An 18,203-nucleotide genomic window follows, 5' to 3' on the forward strand; every position below is an offset into this window, starting at 1 on the left:
TTATTTTTAGTTGTTTAGACCACAGGCGTTAAGCCATAGGCTGTAGGTGTTATGGTTTCAGAAGCTGAGGTCTGAAATATGAGACCTATGAGCAGAAACCTAAATATTGTGCAAATGTAGGGACTTTTTTAAAAAAGGCAAATAAAAGTGAAGATTTTTTTTGTTTCTTATTTTAAAATTTGCTGATTGTCAATTATTAACTAACAAATAATATTTTTATTAGAGTGTTTGCAAACACTCTAATAAAAAATTAATCATATATTTTTAGGCTTATCTAAAAAATATTTTTACCTTTGCGCTTTCAATGGTTATATCTTTTAAAATTAAAATATTATGAGTGATTACTGTATGTGTCATATCGAGAGTTACTGGCAGGAGCTTATGGATCTTTCAACAGAAGAATTTATGCAAGAGGCGTATATGGAAGCGCTTTCGCATAGTCGAGAGGCTTTTTATAGGGCAGAAGTATTAGCAACTCACGCTGATAGATGTGAAAAGCTAAAGATTCCGTTTGTAGAAATATACACTTTTTCGTGTGAGAATTTGGCTTGTATGTATCAGCATATGGGAGAGTCTTTACAGGCGGTAAAGATTTTGAACCAAGGAATTAGTTTTTTAGGATATTTGTACAAACAAAAATTACTGAGCAAAGAGGTTTTTGAAGAGCAGATAGAAGCTTTAAATTGTTTATTTCGTTAAGTGCGACAAGCTACATCTTTTATTCTTTTCAATTATTCTTTAATATTTTTAGATTTTTTTTCAAATCATTACATAGTCTTCAAAATTGGTAAATTGATAAGTTATCTTTATATTTTTCTGTAAAAAAATATTCGCAATTCTTTTTAGAAAAATATTTAATTGTACTTATTTATAATATTGATTATCAATACATATAGGTTTTATACTTTCTTCTTTTTAGTGAATTTCACGAGTTCTTTTGCTGAAAGAAGGCAAAATATCGTACATTTGCCACGTAAAACCTAAAAGTTTAATGAAATACATCTTTACAACAGAACAGCAAGCGTTGGCAGCTCGTATTTTGGAACATAACCATTTTTCACCCCTAAGTGACTTATATTCTTCGGAAATACAAGACTTGGCGGTGATATGGTCGTTTTACTCTGGGAAAATAGAAGGCAATACTTATACTTTTGTAGAGACGGAAACGCTCTTAAAAGATGGTATTACTTCACCCAGGCGCTATGAAGAGGCTAAAATGCTCAAAAACCTTTACAGCACTTTTATTTCGGAAGTAGAGTATATCAAAAAAGGGAATACCGAAGAGATTAACAAACGATTGCTTTTTGAGCTACACTCTCGCTTGATTGCTGATTTGATAGATAACCGCGAGAGGGGTATTATCCGCAAACGCGCTGTGCGGATTACTGGAACGGATTACACACCTCCTACTGAGGAGCACCTTATTGAAAAAGCCTTAGACCAGATAATGGAGGAACAGGCTGAAATAGAAAATCCTTTAGAGAAAGCGGTGTTTTTGCATTGCAATATTGCGCGCTTGCAACCTTTTATCGACGGCAATAAGCGTACTTCGCGCTTGGTTGAGAGTATTGTGCTGATGAATGACGATATCGTACCGATTCACACGACTCGCTTAGAGGATATCAATACGTACCGTAAGGCTTTGCTTTCTTTTTATGAAACGAGTGATTACAGTGAATATGCCGATTATTTTCTACAAAAGAAATGGGAGTATCTGCAGAAGTCGTAGGTCGTAGCACAAGTCGTAGCACGAGTTGTAGCACAACAAGCAGAGTGAGTCGTACGAGGCAGATAGTTGTAGTAGATTTATTTTAAGCATAATTTTAATATCTAGAAAATGAAAAATATTTTTAATAATCTTTTGTTTAAGGTGGTTTGTGGTATCCTGTTTGGGATAGCGTTGGGCTATTATGCGCCTGAATGGTTGTACCGCATTCTTATTACTTTTCAGGTGTTGTTTAGCAACTTTTTAAAGTTTGCAATACCGCTGATTTTGATGGGGCTCATTATGCCTTCGATTAGTGATTTGGGTAAAAATGCAGGTAAGTTACTGCTTATTACCATAGGAATTGCGTATGCTTTTACGCTTTTCTCGGGTTTTTCTACTTACTTGGTGGGCGAATCTCTTTTTCCTTCGCTATTGCAGGGTGAACAATTGGGTGCCATTGTAGATAAAGGAAAGAGTTTGCCTCCTTATTTTACCATTGAGATGCCTCCTTTGGCTGATGTGATGAGTGCTTTGCTGTTTTCTTTTATCATTGGGATTGGGTTGTCGTTTAGAGAAGAATCGAAACTTACAGAGGTGATTAAAGAGTTTGGCGATATTGTGAAATGGCTTATCGTTAGGGCTATTATACCGATATTGCCTATTTATATTATGTGTATTTTTGCTGAAATTACCTTCAACGGACAGGTAATGGCAATAATGAAGGTGTTCTTTAAACTGATTTTGGTTCTTTTTGTGATGCATATTGCTTTGCTCATTATCCAATACCTGATTGCGGGAAGTATTGCAGGGAAGAATCCGTTTAAGGCACTGGCTACGATGCTACCGGCTTATGCGACGGCTTTGGGCACACAATCTTCGGCTGCTACCATTCCTGTAACGTTGAGGCAGGCACTGAAATTAGGCATTTCGCAACGGATAGCGGGATTTGTGATTCCGCTTTGCGCTACGATTCACCTTTCGGGCAGTACGATGAAGATTACGGCTTGTGCGCTTGCCCTGATGATGCTTCAAGGAATGCCTTATGACTTTTCGCTGTTTGCTGGTTTTATAATGATGCTGGGGGTGGTGATGATTGCTGCCCCTGGGGTACCGGGAGGGGCTATTATGGCTGCTTTGGGAGTGCTGAACAGTATTCTTGGTTTTAATGAGGCGCAACAGGGACTGATGATTGCACTTTATATAGCGATGGATAGCTTTGGCACGGCTTGTAATGTAACGGGTGACGGTGCAGTAGCTCTGATAGTTGATAAATGCGGGAAAAATTAGGTGCGAGGTCGTAGCACGACAAGCGGGAAAAATTAGAAAATTAGGAACGAGCCGGACGGGCAAGGAGAAATGAGAGAATGAGAAAATTAGAGAATTAGGAAATTAACAGATTGGTAGATGGAGACGAAAAGAAACGAAAAGGTTCAGAACACTTGGAAGGGTACAGGAAAGGTGGTCTTAGCTTATAGAAAGCTTATAGGAAGCTTATACGAATCTTGGAAGATAAGTATAGAAAAGGTATATAAATATTTAAATATCAGTTTTTTACGGGAACTAAAACAATAGTTAAAACGAAAGCAAATGACAAACTTACATAAATTTTTTGTTAAAAACGCGTTTTTGTGGTTCTTGGTACTAATGGTACTTATGGGGTACCTTATTCCTTATCGAGAAAGCTATAACGCTTACTTTAATTTAGGAACCTTTATCGATTGGGGGATTGTAATTATCTTTCTGCTTTACGGACTCAAACTGAACTTGCGAGAAGTGCTGAACGACGTTAAGAACTGGAAGCTACACTTGCTAGTACAAATAGCTACCTTTGTGCTGTTTCCGCTCTTGGTAATGCCTTTTTACAAGATAGCACAGGGCACAGAGTTCTACGTGTTGTGGCTTTCGATATACTTTTTGGCTTGCTTGCCGTCTACCGTATCGTCATCGGTAGTGATGGTGTCTATCGCAAAAGGGAACGTGCCCTCAGCGATTTTCAACGCTTCTATCTCGGGGCTCATAGGTATTTTTGCTACCCCTATGCTAATGCACCCTTTTATGGAAAGCAGTAGTGGTGGGGCAGTAGACCAAGTAGCAATTATACAGCAATTATTATTAAAAGTGCTGTTGCCGATAGTATTAGGGCTCTTGCTCAATCCGCTGTGCAAGAAGTTTATAGAGCGTTACGGCAAACTGATAGGCAAGTTTGATAGGCTTATTATCCTGCTGATTGTTTACGAGAGCTTTTCGACCGCTTTTGTAAACCGTATATTTGGCAGTGTCCCACCGATTACTTTTGCGATTATCGCAGTAGCAGTGGTGGGTATGTTTTTCATTGTATACTATCTCTTGCAATGGGCATCGCACCGTTTGCACTTTAACCGCGAAGATACGATTACTACTACTTTTTGTGGCTCGAAGAAATCGTTAGTACACGGGAGTTTATTTATGATGGTATTGGGTATTCCCGACGATAACAAAGTGATGTTCCTCTTGCCGATAATGCTTTATCACAGCTTTCAGCTGTTTTATGTGAGCTGGCTGGCGAATAGGATAAGTAATAGATAATTAAGGTAAAGCCAGCGAGGGCTCACAACTGGGTATGTGAGTAAAAGGAAATACGTTGCAAACTATAACGGCTAATAACTAAAATTATGACCATTAAAAACTGGGCGGATACCGATAAACCGCGTGAGAAGATGATTTCGCAGGGTAAAACAGCCCTTAGTAATGCCGAGCTTTTGGCGATACTATTAGGCTCGGGGTCGGCAGATGAGAGTGCTGTGGAGCTGAGTAGGCGCATTTTGGCTTCGGTGAATAATAGCTTGACGACTTTGGGCAAACAGAGTTTGCAACAATTACAAGCCTTCAAAGGTATTGGACAGGCAAAAGCGATTACGATTCTCGCCGCTACCGAAATGGGCAGACGACGCGCTGCCGAAACTCCCGAACTACAGCCTAAAATAGAGGTAGCTCATAACGTTTTTACCCTAATGCAACCTCTCATAGGCGAGTTGCCCCACGAGGAATTTTGGGTACTCTACCTCAATAGCACCAATCGTGTGATACACAAAGCACGACTTTTTTCAGGAGGGATTACCCAGACTACCGTAGATGTGCGACTGCTCTTCAAAACAGCGTTGGAGCAAGGAGCTATTGCGTTGATATTAGTGCACAACCACCCTTCGGGTAACACCACCCCCAGCAAGGAAGATATCGAACTCACCCAGAGAGTAAAAACAGCAGGTGATATGTTAGACATCAAACTCTTAGACCACGTAATTGTTACCGAGAAAGAGTATTTGAGTCTTTTGGACGAAAGACTTTTCTAATAGTGAATGATAAATTTGCTGATTTGGTAATTATGTAGTATTTTTGTCGCCATAAGAGTTAAACACTTCAATATAATGGAAAATATAGCTTCTCAAATAATTAATTGGATAAAGACCTACGCCGAGAACGCTCGCGTAAAAGGGTTAGTAATAGGCGTATCGGGCGGGGTAGACTCGGCAGTCGTCTCTACCCTTTGTGCGCGTACGGGCTTGCCTACTCTCTGCCTCGAAATGCCTATTCACCAAGCTGAAAGCCACGTGAGCCGCGCTGAGGAGCATATAGAGTTTCTCAAAGCACATTATCCTAATGTGAGCGACCTGCGGGTAGACCTCACTCCTGTATTCGACCAATTTGTGGCACAAATACCCCCTACCGATAAATCTACTTACGAAATGGCACTTGCCAACACTCGTGCACGTCTGCGAATGACGACCCTTTACTATTTTGCAGGACTCGAAGGCTATATAGTAGTAGGCACGGGCAATAAGATTGAAGATTTTGGAGTAGGGTTCTTTACCAAATACGGCGATGGTGGGGTAGATATAAGCCCCATAGCCGACCTGATGAAGAGCGAAGTGTACAAACTCGGTGAGTATCTGCATATCCCAAAAAGCATTCTCAAAGCAAAACCTTCCGACGGGCTTTTTGGCGACGACCGTAGCGATGAAGATCAACTGAAAGCTACTTACGATGAGCTTGAATGGGCAATGCTCCAAACTGAGCAAGGCAAAAAAGCTGAGGAATTTAGGGGTAGAGAGCGTGAAGTATTCGAGATATATACCCGCCTCAACCGTGCTAACCAACACAAAATCCAACCGATACCGTATTGTAAAATTAGCAAATGAGAAAATTAGCAAATGAGTAGCGGTGCTATTTAATTGACAAATCGACACATTGACAAATTGATAGATTATATGCCTGTGCGGCTCGCACCAAATTAACAAAATGAATATACTTATCCTTGGCTCTGGCGGTCGTGAACACGCTTTTGCCGTAAAATTACACCAAAGTCCGCTATGCGACGCCTTGTATATTGCCCCTGGTAATGGGGGTACTCACACCGTAGCTACCAATGTAGCTATCAGCCCTACCGACTTCCCAGCACTGAAAGTCTTTGTACTCGAAAGACAGATTGCAATGGTAGTGGTAGGTCCCGAAGACCCCTTAGTGCAAGGAGTGTACGATTTCTTTACTGCCGACCCTGCCCTTGCCCACGTGCAAGTGATAGGTCCCTCACAGCAAGGCGCTACTCTTGAAGGTAGTAAGGAGTTCGCCAAAGAGTTTATGGTACGTCACCATATTCCCACAGCTAAATATGCGAGCTTTACTAAGGATACAGTGGAAGAAGGTTGTGCTTTCCTCAGTGCGATGAAAGCCCCTTATGTACTGAAAGCCGATGGTTTGGCTGCTGGTAAAGGAGTTGTTATCTTAGATAACTTAACAGAAGCCCAAGCCGAATTGCGCCGTATGCTCATCAACGAAAAATTTGGGAAAGCAAGTACTAAGGTGGTGATTGAAGAATTCCTCGAAGGCATTGAGCTCAGTTGTTTTGTCCTCACCGATGGAGTAGATTATAAGATATTGCCTACCGCCAAAGACTATAAGCGCATAGGCGAAGGTGATACAGGGCTCAACACAGGCGGTATGGGGGCTGTTTCGCCGGTGCCTTTCGCCGATGCAGCCTTTATGCAGAAGATTGAAGAGCGCATCGTAAAGCCTACTATTGCAGGATTGCACAAGGAAGGTATCGTATATAAAGGCTTTGTATTCATCGGACTCATAAAAGTAGACGGCGAGCCTTACGTGATAGAATACAATGTGCGTATGGGAGACCCCGAAACCGAAGCTGTTCTCCCCCGTATAGAAAGCGACCTCATTCCGCTTTTCCAATCTCTTTACAACGGCACTTTGGCTTCACAAGAGCTGAAAGTAACCTCGCAGAGCGCTACTACGGTGGTAATGGTATCGGGTGGATATCCTGAGGATTATGAGAAAGGAAAAGAGATTACAGGCACTGAAAAAGCTGTTGGTAGCACTGTATATCACGCAGGCACTGCTTTGAAGGACGGCAAACTCCTCACCGCTGGTGGTCGCGTACTCGCCATTACTTCGCTTGGTGATGATTTCAAAGAAGCCTTACAACACTCTTACGACAATATCAGTAAGATACAGTTTGAAGGTGCTTACTGGCGAAAAGACATTGGGAAAGACCTTTAAATAGGTTAAGTATTAAGAAAAAAAAGGGAAGAGCTGCAGAACACAACTCTTCCCTATTTTTTATCTTCTAAGTCGTTTAGCGAAACGCGCTATGTTCATCTCTTTAGGAATCTCTTTCTCTTCGTACACCGCTTCATAAAGTATCTTAGCACAGAAGGGTGCATTGAGCACTCCCCTTGTCCCTAACCCGTTGAGCACCCAAAGATGAGGATACAACGGGTGGCTTCCTATTAAAGGTCTTCTATCAGCTACCGTGGGGCGTAAAGCCGCTTGGTGTGAGATAATTTCAAAAGAACAACGCACCATCTTGCGCAGTTTCTCTAATAGTTCTTTGCGAGCTCCCTCTGTAATGGTATCTGTAAGGTCTTCGGGGTCATAAGTTGCTCCCATAATGTAAGTATCTCCCCCTAACGGAATGATACTACCATCACTTTTTAGGATAGTGTGCAACTGTAAATCGGGAGCGTAAAAGCTAAGAGTCTCACCTTTACAAGGGCGCATTGGCAAAGAACTGAAATAAGGATTTTTACTAATGCCACAGCCCTCACAAAACACGATGTTGCGAGCTTCTACTCCCCGATATACCACGTGTGTATCGCAAATCTCAAGTGCTTCATAATCGAAAGTCTTAGCGTGATAAACTCCTTCTTCCTGCCAATGCCTGAGGCATTCCGATAAGTACTTCTTCACTTCTACTCTCCCTGTACGCATTACTTCTCCAAAAAGAAAAGGAGCTGGTACTGCGGGATTGGTTTCGGGCACTAATGTAGTGCTGAGGTAACCCGAAAGCAAAGGTTGGTCAGCAGCAGTGAACCAGTTGTTTTGTTCTTCTACCGAAGCAAACTTTCGGAGCACAGGCATTGATATATGAAAAGAAACACCCGTTTTAGCCTCTATTTCCGCATAAAACGGCTCAATCATACTCATTACCTCTTCGGCTCGCCATATGGGAGTAAATCGCTTTAAAACTACCGGATTATACACTCCTCCCGCAATCAAACTAGCTACTTGTGAGCGGTCGGCTATCAAACAAAAGCTCTTGCCGTGTTTTTCCAAAAAGTTAGCAAAAGTAACACCTGCTAAGCCTCCGCCTATAATAATAAAATCGTACATACCGATGCGTTCTTACTGTATTTGCGAAACTGCCGCAATCCCTTCTTTAGCCGAAAGCAAACTCACCACACTGCCTATACTCAAAACATCAGCGGTAGCAATCGTAAAGGTAAGCGTGTGATTTTCGACGTCCTTTTCTACTTTTGTTATGCTCATTGACTTGCGTCGGAAGATAGCCGAGCAGATTTCTATAGTTTCAGCCACATTTAGTTCTTCTTCCTCATAAGTAACCTGAAAAACTCCTACAAAATTTCTCTTAATGAGCTGTGATTCCACTCTTTTGAGGAATATCATAATGATAAGCATAAAAACAATAGCCACCACAGCGATATTGTAAAAACCCCAGCCAATACCCAAGCCTACGCAACCCGTAGCCCAGATACCCGCTGCGGTAGTCATTCCCGCAATACTTTCTCCGCGTTCTTTAATAATGCTACCAGCCCCCAAAAAGCCTATCCCGCTAATCACCTGCGCACCCAAACGCCCTAAATCGCTTTTGAAAAGAGCTGCCAGTTCAGGAAAATGTGCGTTAAAGTCAATAAGACTAATGCGTAATTGGTCTTGAATCATCGAAACTACCGCAGAGCCGAAGCACACGAGTATATACGTGCGAAAGCCAGCGGGCTTGTGCTTGCGTTCTCGTTCGAAGCCTACCAATCCGCCAAAGACTATTGCTAAAAGCAAGCGGAAGCACACTACCCCAAGGGAGAGTTCTCCTATGAAGTGTGTATTAGAAAAATCGTTTAAAAGCTCGTTCATAATCTAATCATATAATGAGCGGTAAAGGGACTATCTGAGTTTCCTCAGTCAGTCCCTTCCCTTTCTTAATCCAAAAATTGTTATTAACTTTTTTATCTTTTCCCCTTCACCACATTCCCCTTTTAAAAGGTAGCCAGCGACAGCTGGGTATGTGTAAAGGGGGATGTTATCCCCTATTGCCTATGACCTAAGACCTCACACTTCCCCATTTACTAATTTTCTAATTTGCTAATTTCCTAATTATCCCTTCTCCTTTCCGTCGTACTTCCCCCTAGTGCCTATGGCCTAAGGCCTAGTGCCTATTCCTCTTTCTTTCGCCTCGAAACCCTCTTTTTGGCATTTTTAGCGTTGTTGTATTATAGTGTTAATCAACTATTTATATACCCTTTCTATACCAATCGTCCAAGATTCGTATAAGCTTCCTATAAGCTCTCTATAAGCTAACCCCACCCATCTTACAGCTCATTTTTTACTTTTTTCCTAAATCACCTCTTCCGAATATCTCCGATATCTTTCTATCTCCTTAACTCTTCCCAATAAAGCCTTCTATCTCGTCTTACTTCCGTCCGACAAGCCCGAATCGTCCGAGAACTCCATTACTACCTGTCGTGTTACGACTGCCCGTGTGGCTCACTCCTAATTCCCTAATTTGCTAATTTTTCTCCTGCCTGTGCGGCTCGCACCGACCTACCTCGTACCTTCTGTTCCCATTGCCAAGCCGAGCGCATCGCATCGTCCAAAGAGCTTTGGGCTTTCCAACCGAGTACGTTGTTAGCCTTATCAGTGTTAGCATAAGCAGCGGTGATATCACCAGCACGTCTACCTACAATTTGGTAGTTCAATTTCTTGCCCGATACGCGTTCAAAGCTTTGGATAACTTCCAAAACAGTACTACCTTTACCTGTTCCTATATTGAAGACTTCATAGTTTTCAGTATTCTTGCTTTCTAATAGGCGTTGAAGTGCAATCACGTGAGCTTTCGCCAAATCCACTACGTGAATATAATCGCGAATGCAAGTGCCATCAGGGGTAGGGTAGTCGCCACCGAAAACCGAGAGTTTCTCACGCAAACCTATAGCCGTTTGGGTGATATAAGGCACCAAGTTTTGAGGTACGCCTAAGGGCAGTTCGCCTATTTCAGCCGAAGGGTGTGCCCCAATAGGATTAAAGTAGCGCAAGGCAATCGCATTGAGCGAAGGAGTAACCTTGCAAGTATCACCGATAATCTCCTCACTGATTTGTTTGGTATTACCATAAGGCGATTCGGCTTTCTTCACAGGAGCATTCTCAGTGATAGGCAACTCATCTGCCTGACCGTATACGGTGCAAGACGAACTGAAAATGAAGTGTGCTTTGGGCAACTTGCTCAGTTCTTGCAAGAGGTATACAAGGCTGGTAAGGTTATTTTCGTAATACAAAAGCGGTTTCTCCACACTCTCACCTACCGCTTTAGAGGCAGCAAAGTGAATCACCCCTTGCACATCGCGATGACGCTTGAAGAAATCTTGTACATCAGCTTTATCACGCAAGTCAAATTTCTCGAACACCGGCATTTTACCTGTAATTTTAGCAATGTGGTCTTTTACATTTTCTTGGGCATTGGAAAGGTTATCAATGATAACCACATCAAAGCCTGCGTTTTGTAATTCTACAACGGTATGAGAGCCAATAAAGCCCAACCCGCCTGTTACTACTATTTTTTTCATTCTTTATACTAATTGTATTTGGTTGTTTTTATTTTATCGCCACAAAGGTACAAAAAAAGAAATGATTAGCAATAAAGTAGCTTATTTTTTGTGTTATTTCTTGCCTATTTTCATTACCATTTCTTCAAAAGTTTCTCTCGGTACGATAGCTTTATTGCGCACCCGTGTGCGGTAGTTGTAGATGGTATTGGTGGAATAATGTAAGAAAGTGGCTATTTTAGAGCTATCGGTGATGCCTAAGCGGATAAGGGCAAAGATGCGCAACTCGGGGGTCATTTCGTGAGGTTTGGGGGCAAAACGCTCGTCTTCGGCTAATAGAGCGTTGAACTCGGTGATAAAGTGTGGGAATAGATGTAAGAAAATATCGTCGAACAGCTTGTAGAACTCTTTCAGCTCTTGCTCTATCATCTCGGTAGAGCGGAGTACTTTGTTGAGTTCGTCCCAATTGCGGTCTTTTGCCTTTTTGGTAAGCATTTTTTGGTATTTTTCTAATTTGCTGATGTACACCGAGCACAAGTTGAAAAACTCGCCTATATAGGCTTCTTTTACTTCGTTGCTTTCGTTGAGTTGGGTTACTACCTCTCGCAGGTGTTCGTTGAGTTGCTCTAAATCTTGGTTTTTGTGGTAGAGTTCCTTGCGTATTTTGGCGATGCGCTTCATTTGGCGGGTAACCAATACTATGGCAATAATGAGGAAAACGGCAAACAACCCTACTAACAGTAAGGCGTTGCGCAGTTTGGTATTCTGACTGTGAATGCGTTCCTGATAGGCTTTTTCGATGATAGGGAAAATCTTCATCACCTCATCGGAACGCAGTTGAGCGTTGCAAAAAGTAGCGTCTTCCATCGCCGATTTGATACAAGTGTAAGCATTCTCTACTTCGCCTAATTGAAAGAGCGCTGAGGCAAGTTCGAGCATCGAGGCGTTTTCTTTAATAGCATCTTTGATGTCGCAACTCGCCGAAATAGCAAAGTATTCTATTTGTTTAGGGACATTCTTTTTCTTTTTGTAGAGCGTGCCGAGCACATAGCCTAATACGGCTTTTTCGTGTTCATCGGTGTGCATTAGGGCAAAGCGGTCGAGGAGGAGTTTTTCGGCTTCGTCATACCTGCCGGCATCGGTAAGCACACCGGCATAGAGAAGGATATAATGAGTGGAATTCTTATCGACTAAATTGAGGAGGAGGTCGCGGTAAGCATTGCTTTTAGCGATATAGGTTTTGGCATCGGGGTTGTTGAAAGCGTAGTTGTTGTAGAGGTTGAGGTAGCAGTTGTAGTATTGAATGAGCTGAGGTTTTTGCAGTTGTTCTTTATCAATAGCCCTGAGCAGGTCGGCAGCATCTAAGTAGTTGCCGGAAATGATGTAGAGAGAGGCAAGGGAAAGGCGGGAATCGTTTTGGAGGTCGGGTTTTTGGAGTTCTTCAGCGATGCGGATATTCTCTTTCACGTAGTACACCGCCGAGTCGGATATATAAGTTTTAAACTCGTCGAAGAGGCGTTGATTGATAGCATAGCGTTGCTCAGCAGAGGCATTTGGTACTCGTAACAAGTCGATAGCTTCCTTTATTTTGCGTTCTTTTTGCTGGGTGTAGTTATCTTTCTGTTTGATAAGTGCAGTGAGGTTGTGAATGAGCGTTTGATTTTGCACCATTTGCGCTAGAGCGCAGTAGGGGAGTAGTAGGAGGGTTATGATAAGGCTTTTGTACTTCATTTTCAAACATTAATTTTCAGAGGCAAAAGTAAGAAAAATTAGGGAATTAGCAAATTTGTTTTGGTGGTTACAAAAAATAAATAGATTGTCCGAAAAGTCTCAAAATCACATTTGCATCGCTATACTTTGCCAAAGTTTTTGCCTGTGTGGCTCATACCTTTGGCAAAGTTGATTATGATAATCAATTGCTTTTAGTTACATTGTAGGGGCGATTTGCAAATCGCCCTCACAAAACAAAACTTTTCGGACAGATTTCTATTTCACTATTATTACTGTAATTGCTATCGTTTTTTTAGTCCTTTGGCTTGTGCCTTATCAGTGAGGGGGTACAAGCTAATGGCATAACCTCCGCCTGCTACTGAGTGCAGGGTGAGCTTGCTCTTGTTGGTCACCAATACTTTTTGAATGGTATAGGCTTGCGGATTGGTTTGGTAGTTGGCATCTTTCGCATCGGCGTAGATAGTGGCTACATAAGTAGTTTTGGGCTCTAAGAAACTGAAATGAATCTTGGAGGTAAAATCCTTGCCAGCTGTATTGCCTACAAACCAATTGCGAGTGCCTTTGGCTTTGCGCGCCACAGTGATATAAGCCCCTGGTTCGGCTTCTAAATAGTGGCTTTCGCTCCAATCGAGGGCAACCTCTTTGATAAACTGAAAAGCATCGGGAAAACGGCGGTAGTTCTCTGGAAGGTCGGATGCCATTTGTAGCGGACTGCTCATCGTTACGTACAATGCTAATTGGTTTGCCAAAGTGGCATTGCAGTGTGAATGATTGTTGGGGTTGTTCTTGCTGATGTCCATTTCAAACACCCCAGGGGTATAGTCCATCGGTCCACCAATAAGTCGAGTGAAGGGCAACACGCACACGTGATTGGGCTTGCTACCGCCAAAGGCTTGGTACTCACCTCCGCGTGCCGACTCATTGCCTATGAGGTTAGGATAGGTACGACACAAACCCGTAGGGCGTACAGCCTCGTGAGCATTCACCATAATGCGGTAGTCGGCGGCTTTTTTAATAGCATAAAGGTAGTGATTGTTCACCCACTGACTGTAATGGTTTTCGCCTCGCGGAATGATATTCCCTACATAACCGCTTTTTACGGCGGGGTATTCGTATTTGTTCATCAGCTGATAGGCTTTATCCATAAAACGCTCGTAGTTGCGGATAGACGAGGAGGTTTCGTGGTGCATAATCATCTTAATTCCTTTGTTTTTGGCGTATTGGTGAATAGCTTCGATATCAAAATCGGGGTAAGGCGTTTGGAAGTCGAATACAAAATCTTTGGAATGTCCAAACCAATCTTCCCATCCTATGTTCCAACCTTCTACCAGTACGCCATCAAAACCATTTTCGGCTGCAAAGTCGATGTATTTCTTCACATTTTCGGTAGTAGCCCCATGCTTGCCGTGGGGTTTGAGGGTGGTGAAATCGGTTTTACCGATATGCACACTGGGTACATCGTAAGTATACGACCATTCTTTCATACCGGTAATCATTTCCCACCATACCCCTACGTACTTCATCGGGTGAATCCAAGAGGTATCAGCCAAAGCACAAGGTTCGTTGAGGTTGAGAGTGATATCGGAAGCTAAAATATCGCGAGCATCGCTACTTACAATTACCGTGCGCCAAGGCGTTTGGGCAGGAGTTTGCATATAACCTTTGGCACCATTGGCATCGGGGGTAATCCACGATTGGAATACAAAGGTCTTATCGTTGAGGTTGAGGTGCATCGTCCCGTAGTTCACCAAAGCAGCTTCGTGCAGGTTGATATACAAACCATCGTCAGTTTTGAGCATCAAAGCGGTTTGTACGCCCGTATCCGAAAAGCCTGTTTGTGCTAAATTCGCCTGACGCCCTTTTTGGTTGATAGCGCGTATTTCGGAGAGGCGCGATTGCTGATAGTCGTACTCTTGGGTATCGTAATCGCCGGGTATCCACCACGCTTGGTGATCACCCGTCATTGCAAACTCGGTGCGTTCTTCTTTAATCACAAAGTAAGGCATTTGCTTTTGTTCGGGGAACTCATAGCGGAAGCCTAAGCCGTCGTCAAACAATCTAAAACGCAGGTTCATTTCTCGGTGGGTATCCTTCTGTTTTAGATTTACCAATAGCTCGTTGTAGTGGTTGCGAATGTTTTGGCTTTCGCCCCATATGGGTTGCCAAGTTTCATCAACGGTCGTATTTTGGGTATTCACCACTTCAAAGTTATGGTAGAGAGAGGTGTTTGCGCCCTCTTTTTTGGTGATTTCAGCGCCAAATTTCACTTCGTTGGAGCTAAATAGTTCAAAGCCTAATCTACTCGGTTTCACTACTTCTTTTCCCTTGTAAAAAAGCGAATAGGTAGGAGTGCCTTCCGCGTTGAGCGAAAAAGAGAGTTTCAGCGCTTTGTTAGGCGAAAATAACTCCTGTGCTACAGCAGTAGCACAGGAGAGGATAGTTATTGTTATGAAAGTAAGAAATCTCATAAATTAGCAAATTTATTAATTAGCAAATTAGCAAATTTTCTCATTTGCTAATCTACTAATTTTCTCATTAATACTCTATCACCACCATATCCCAATAGCTGAGGGAGGGGAGGGTGAAGGTAATTTGGTTGTTGTTATAGGTAAATTCTACGGCACGAGGAGCACCGCCAAAGAGGTCGGGAGTAGCGAACCACACTTTTTTGGGTTGTGCAGTTACAGCAACAGTAGTTTTAAGGTCAGTTACTGTGGTAGGTTTCTTTTGAGTACCATTGGTATCACGCCAGTCCATAGAAGTTACCCCGTTGAAATTGATGAGATGTACCACTTCTTTGCTATTTACCTTTTTGCTCACGCAAGCAATTTGGTCTTTAGCTGCAGGCCAAGCCGCTATTGTAGCATTTTCGGCAGTTACTTGTACTGAAGTATAGCTACCGCCGTCGCGCAATAGGTTTTGGTAAGCCACCAAGAAATCGTAGTAGGTGATAAGCGCTTTTTTGAGGTAGGCTTTCATTTGAAGGTTTTTGTTAGGGAAATACTCATTGGCGAGGTAGTGTTCGCCTATCTCTAAATGAGCCCCTCCGAAGGCAAAAATCACGGCATTGGCGAGCAATACGCCAGGTTCGTTTACAAAACCTGCATTCTTAGATTTTTCATAATCCATATAGGCAGCCAACACCGTTTTAAGTTGGTTATTGCTACGATTGTAGTTGTCGAGGATAATTTTTGCCAATTGGTCGTAGGTTTTTTCGTCCCATACTTCGGTATAGAGAAAATCCACTTTATTAGTACCTGCTATTTCAGTTTGACCGTATTGCCCTACTGCGTTCATCACAAGGCGTTTATCGGGTTGTGCGCTTTTCATCGCATTGATAAACGAAGCGTACTGAGACAAGAGGTCTACGCTATTGCCATTGTAATCGTATACCGTGCCACGTCCTCCGAGTTGGTCGATATGATAGCCATCGAAACCAAAAACGGCATAAACATCGCTGTTGCGCCCTGCTAAGTAGTTTTGCCAGTGCGCATTGCCAGGGTTGGTAAGGTAGATACTACTGCGGGCAAAGTCGCCTAACAGGTGTGCATCTTTCTCTTTATGCTGGTTGTCTTTGTAGAGAAACCATTCTTTGGACACCCCATCGGCTTCCGCATTTTTGAGCGCCCCAAAAGCTAAATTGTAGAACATCGCTTTCATACCCTTGCTATGAGCAGCGCTGATATAGCCACGTACAGTAGAAAGAAAAGTGGGACGTTTGAAGAGGTCTGGCCACTCATTAGAAGGGTTTTGAGGGGTGCCAGCCAGTGGTTTGTGGTGGTCGTACATCCAGTCGTAGAACTGAATACCATTGATGTGACAGCGGTTCATAAAGTCGATATTCTTCTCGATAGGTTCGTTTTTGCCGTAAGAGGACAAGAAACCGTAGCGAGGGAATTTTGTCCAATCGGAAGATACATCCACAGCAATACTGCCGTAAGTATTTTGTTTACCGCCAGCTTCTTGGTATATTTCCACCAAATAACCTCGATAGTCATCGGCAGGGGTTACCCATTGCCAAGAGGCGCTGGTAAGAGGTTCTTCTTTAATGATTTCTTCTAAGTGAGAGTAGCGCACTTTGTAGGAACCAGAGGGCATACTCGCCAAGGTGAAAAGCACCGTGCTACCAGGGGTATAGACCGCCTTATCGGTGCTGATGTCTATTTTCAAATAAGTTTCGCCATAGGTAATAGGGTTGTTGCTCGGTGTATCGTTCTTCTCGCAAGAGAAGAGGCTGAGCGTAGTGGCAAAAAATAAAGTATATAAAGCTTTCATTTTCAATTAATAATTAATAATTAACAATTAACAATGCCTCTCTCCCGTTCCCTCTCTCCCAAGGAGAGAGGGGCAATCCGCAATAGTTTAAAGCCTCACCCCCGTTCCCCCTCTCTTTCGGAGAGGGGGACAATCCGCAAATAGGATTGAGAGAGGCTAAGCCCGCAGATGCGAACGGAAAGGAGGGTTGTTTAACACGTATAAAGATGTTTTGTTCTTGAACTCTCTTAAACTCCCTCCCCTTGGGGCAGGGCTGTTACATAGAGTTACAAATGTTTGATTTATAATATATTAAATTCATAAGTTCTTTGAAATTAATGATACTCCATTCCATAGCTGACTTGATAGAGTCTTTTCCATTAAGACGAAATAGGTTAATTGATATATTTCTCATTATTGAAAGATTCTCAGGAGCATTACCTGATTTAGTCTTACTCTTGTCCTCTTTCATTTGTACATCTTTCACCCAGTGCAAACGATTTTCTATACCCCAATGAGAACGTATGTGATTAGCAAAGAAATCAGCCTTATTCTTAGCTACACTGCTAATATGGTAAACTATCTCTATTGTCTGACCTTTCTTTGTTTTGACATAACGTGTTGTTTCTATAATTCGCTTTATACCAAACCATTCAGGAGAAATACCCTCTAAATTTTTATAAACTTTGGTAATACGCAATTCATCACGACCTCTTAGCAAAGAACACTCTTGGTAAGTGTGCATTAAATACTTTTTTGTAGCAACATTTGCTTTTATTTGCTCAAAAAGCTTTTTTTGATTACCTTTTACTTGTACTATGTAGTCATTTTTTGACTTTATAATAGTTTCAAGAGTTTTTTTGACAATGTAAGGCATCTAAAGTGATTATTTCACCTTGAATGTCTAAGGCTTGTAAGAGTCTTTGAACGGTATAAATTTCAGATTCTTTTTTGTTCTCTAATTTATCACAAGCTAATACAATGCCTCTTTGTGAAGCAAAAACACTTATCAATGAAACAAAATTCTGATAGTTATTTTGAGTGTCTTTAATAGTTCCTGCAATAGCCTTTCCATCAACAGCAAGTGTTTCACCTTGACACATTGGTAAAAATTGGGCAGTCCACTGATTGAATTTTTGGGCAAAATCATCAAAATCAATTTCCATAAATATCCTTCTAATAGAGCCATATGTAGGTACTTTACAGAAAGTTAGATACTTTTTAAACTCCCATTGGTTTTCTTTGAGGAAACGGCCTATTTCTCGATAACCAGTATAACCTGACATTATTGCTGTTAGGCACATAATCAGGAAGTTAGGCATTTTATGGCGGATACCGCGTCTTTTTCTAGTATCCTCTATACTAGATAACATTTCTATCAGTGTCATAGACTTTTACATTTTATT

General features: G+C 42.1%; 13 protein-coding genes and 1 pseudogene. 7 read left to right on the plus strand and 7 right to left on the minus strand.

Annotation, left to right across the window (positions count from 1 at the left end):
* Positions 1 to 333: 333 nt before the first annotated feature.
* The 7 genes from ACSQ7D_RS12100 (at position 334) to purD (ending at position 7,255) form a co-directional block, all read left to right on the plus strand.
* Positions 334 to 699 (plus strand): hypothetical protein, encoded by a 366-nt coding sequence (locus ACSQ7D_RS12100; protein ID WP_016478335.1) that lies wholly within the window; start codon positions 334 to 336, stop codon positions 697 to 699.
* 292 nt (positions 700 to 991) lie between these two features.
* A complete protein-coding gene (locus ACSQ7D_RS12105; protein ID WP_437136392.1) occupies positions 992 to 1,729 on the plus strand; it encodes a Fic family protein in 738 nt (245 codons plus the stop codon).
* Between the two features lie 108 nt (positions 1,730 to 1,837).
* A complete protein-coding gene (locus ACSQ7D_RS12110; RefSeq protein ID WP_437136393.1) occupies positions 1,838 to 2,995 on the plus strand; it encodes a dicarboxylate/amino acid:cation symporter in 1,158 nt (385 codons plus the stop codon).
* A 300-nt stretch (positions 2,996 to 3,295) separates the two neighbouring features.
* On the plus strand, positions 3,296 to 4,273 hold the full coding sequence (locus tag ACSQ7D_RS12115) for a bile acid:sodium symporter family protein (RefSeq protein ID WP_437136394.1): 978 nt from the start codon (positions 3,296 to 3,298) through the stop codon (positions 4,271 to 4,273).
* 86 nt (positions 4,274 to 4,359) lie between these two features.
* A complete protein-coding gene (gene radC / locus ACSQ7D_RS12120; RefSeq protein WP_437136395.1) occupies positions 4,360 to 5,037 on the plus strand; it encodes a RadC family protein in 678 nt (225 codons plus the stop codon).
* A 75-nt stretch (positions 5,038 to 5,112) separates the two neighbouring features.
* A complete protein-coding gene (nadE, locus tag ACSQ7D_RS12125) occupies positions 5,113 to 5,883 on the plus strand; it encodes an NAD(+) synthase (RefSeq protein ID WP_437136396.1) in 771 nt (256 codons plus the stop codon).
* 100 nt (positions 5,884 to 5,983) lie between these two features.
* Positions 5,984 to 7,255, plus strand: a complete 1,272-nt coding sequence (gene purD, locus ACSQ7D_RS12130) for a phosphoribosylamine--glycine ligase (protein WP_437136397.1) — start codon at positions 5,984 to 5,986, stop codon at positions 7,253 to 7,255.
* 60 nt (positions 7,256 to 7,315) lie between these two features.
* On the opposite strand, the gene ACSQ7D_RS12135 is transcribed toward purD, so the two are convergent.
* From ACSQ7D_RS12135 to ACSQ7D_RS12165, 7 genes and pseudogenes are all read right to left on the minus strand, one after another.
* A complete protein-coding gene (locus ACSQ7D_RS12135; RefSeq protein ID WP_437136398.1) occupies positions 7,316 to 8,368 on the minus strand; it encodes an NAD(P)/FAD-dependent oxidoreductase in 1,053 nt (350 codons plus the stop codon).
* Positions 8,369 to 8,380: 12 nt separating this feature from the next.
* Complete coding sequence (locus tag ACSQ7D_RS12140; RefSeq protein WP_009411433.1) at positions 8,381 to 9,127, minus strand: MgtC/SapB family protein; 747 nt, start codon at positions 9,125 to 9,127, stop codon at positions 8,381 to 8,383.
* Between the two features lie 644 nt (positions 9,128 to 9,771).
* Positions 9,772 to 10,833 carry a UDP-glucose 4-epimerase GalE gene (gene galE / locus ACSQ7D_RS12145; protein WP_437136399.1) on the minus strand — a complete coding sequence of 354 codons (1,062 nt, stop codon included), beginning with the start codon at positions 10,831 to 10,833 and terminating at the stop codon, positions 9,772 to 9,774.
* 93 nt (positions 10,834 to 10,926) lie between these two features.
* Positions 10,927 to 12,543, minus strand: coding sequence for a DUF6377 domain-containing protein (locus ACSQ7D_RS12150; protein WP_437136400.1), 1,617 nt, complete (start codon positions 12,541 to 12,543; stop codon positions 10,927 to 10,929).
* A gap of 281 nt (positions 12,544 to 12,824) precedes the next feature.
* Positions 12,825 to 15,011: a glycoside hydrolase family 97 protein gene (locus ACSQ7D_RS12155; protein WP_437136401.1), complete on the minus strand. Its 2,187-nt coding sequence runs from the start codon at positions 15,009 to 15,011 to the stop codon at positions 12,825 to 12,827.
* A gap of 67 nt (positions 15,012 to 15,078) precedes the next feature.
* Complete coding sequence (locus ACSQ7D_RS12160) at positions 15,079 to 16,818, minus strand: glycoside hydrolase family 66 protein (protein ID WP_437136402.1); 1,740 nt, start codon at positions 16,816 to 16,818, stop codon at positions 15,079 to 15,081.
* Between the two features lie 256 nt (positions 16,819 to 17,074).
* Positions 17,075 to 18,185, minus strand: a pseudogene (locus tag ACSQ7D_RS12165) (ISAs1 family transposase).
* Positions 18,186 to 18,203: the final 18 nt, after the last annotated feature.

Source organism: Capnocytophaga sp. G1920 (assembly GCF_051417515.1).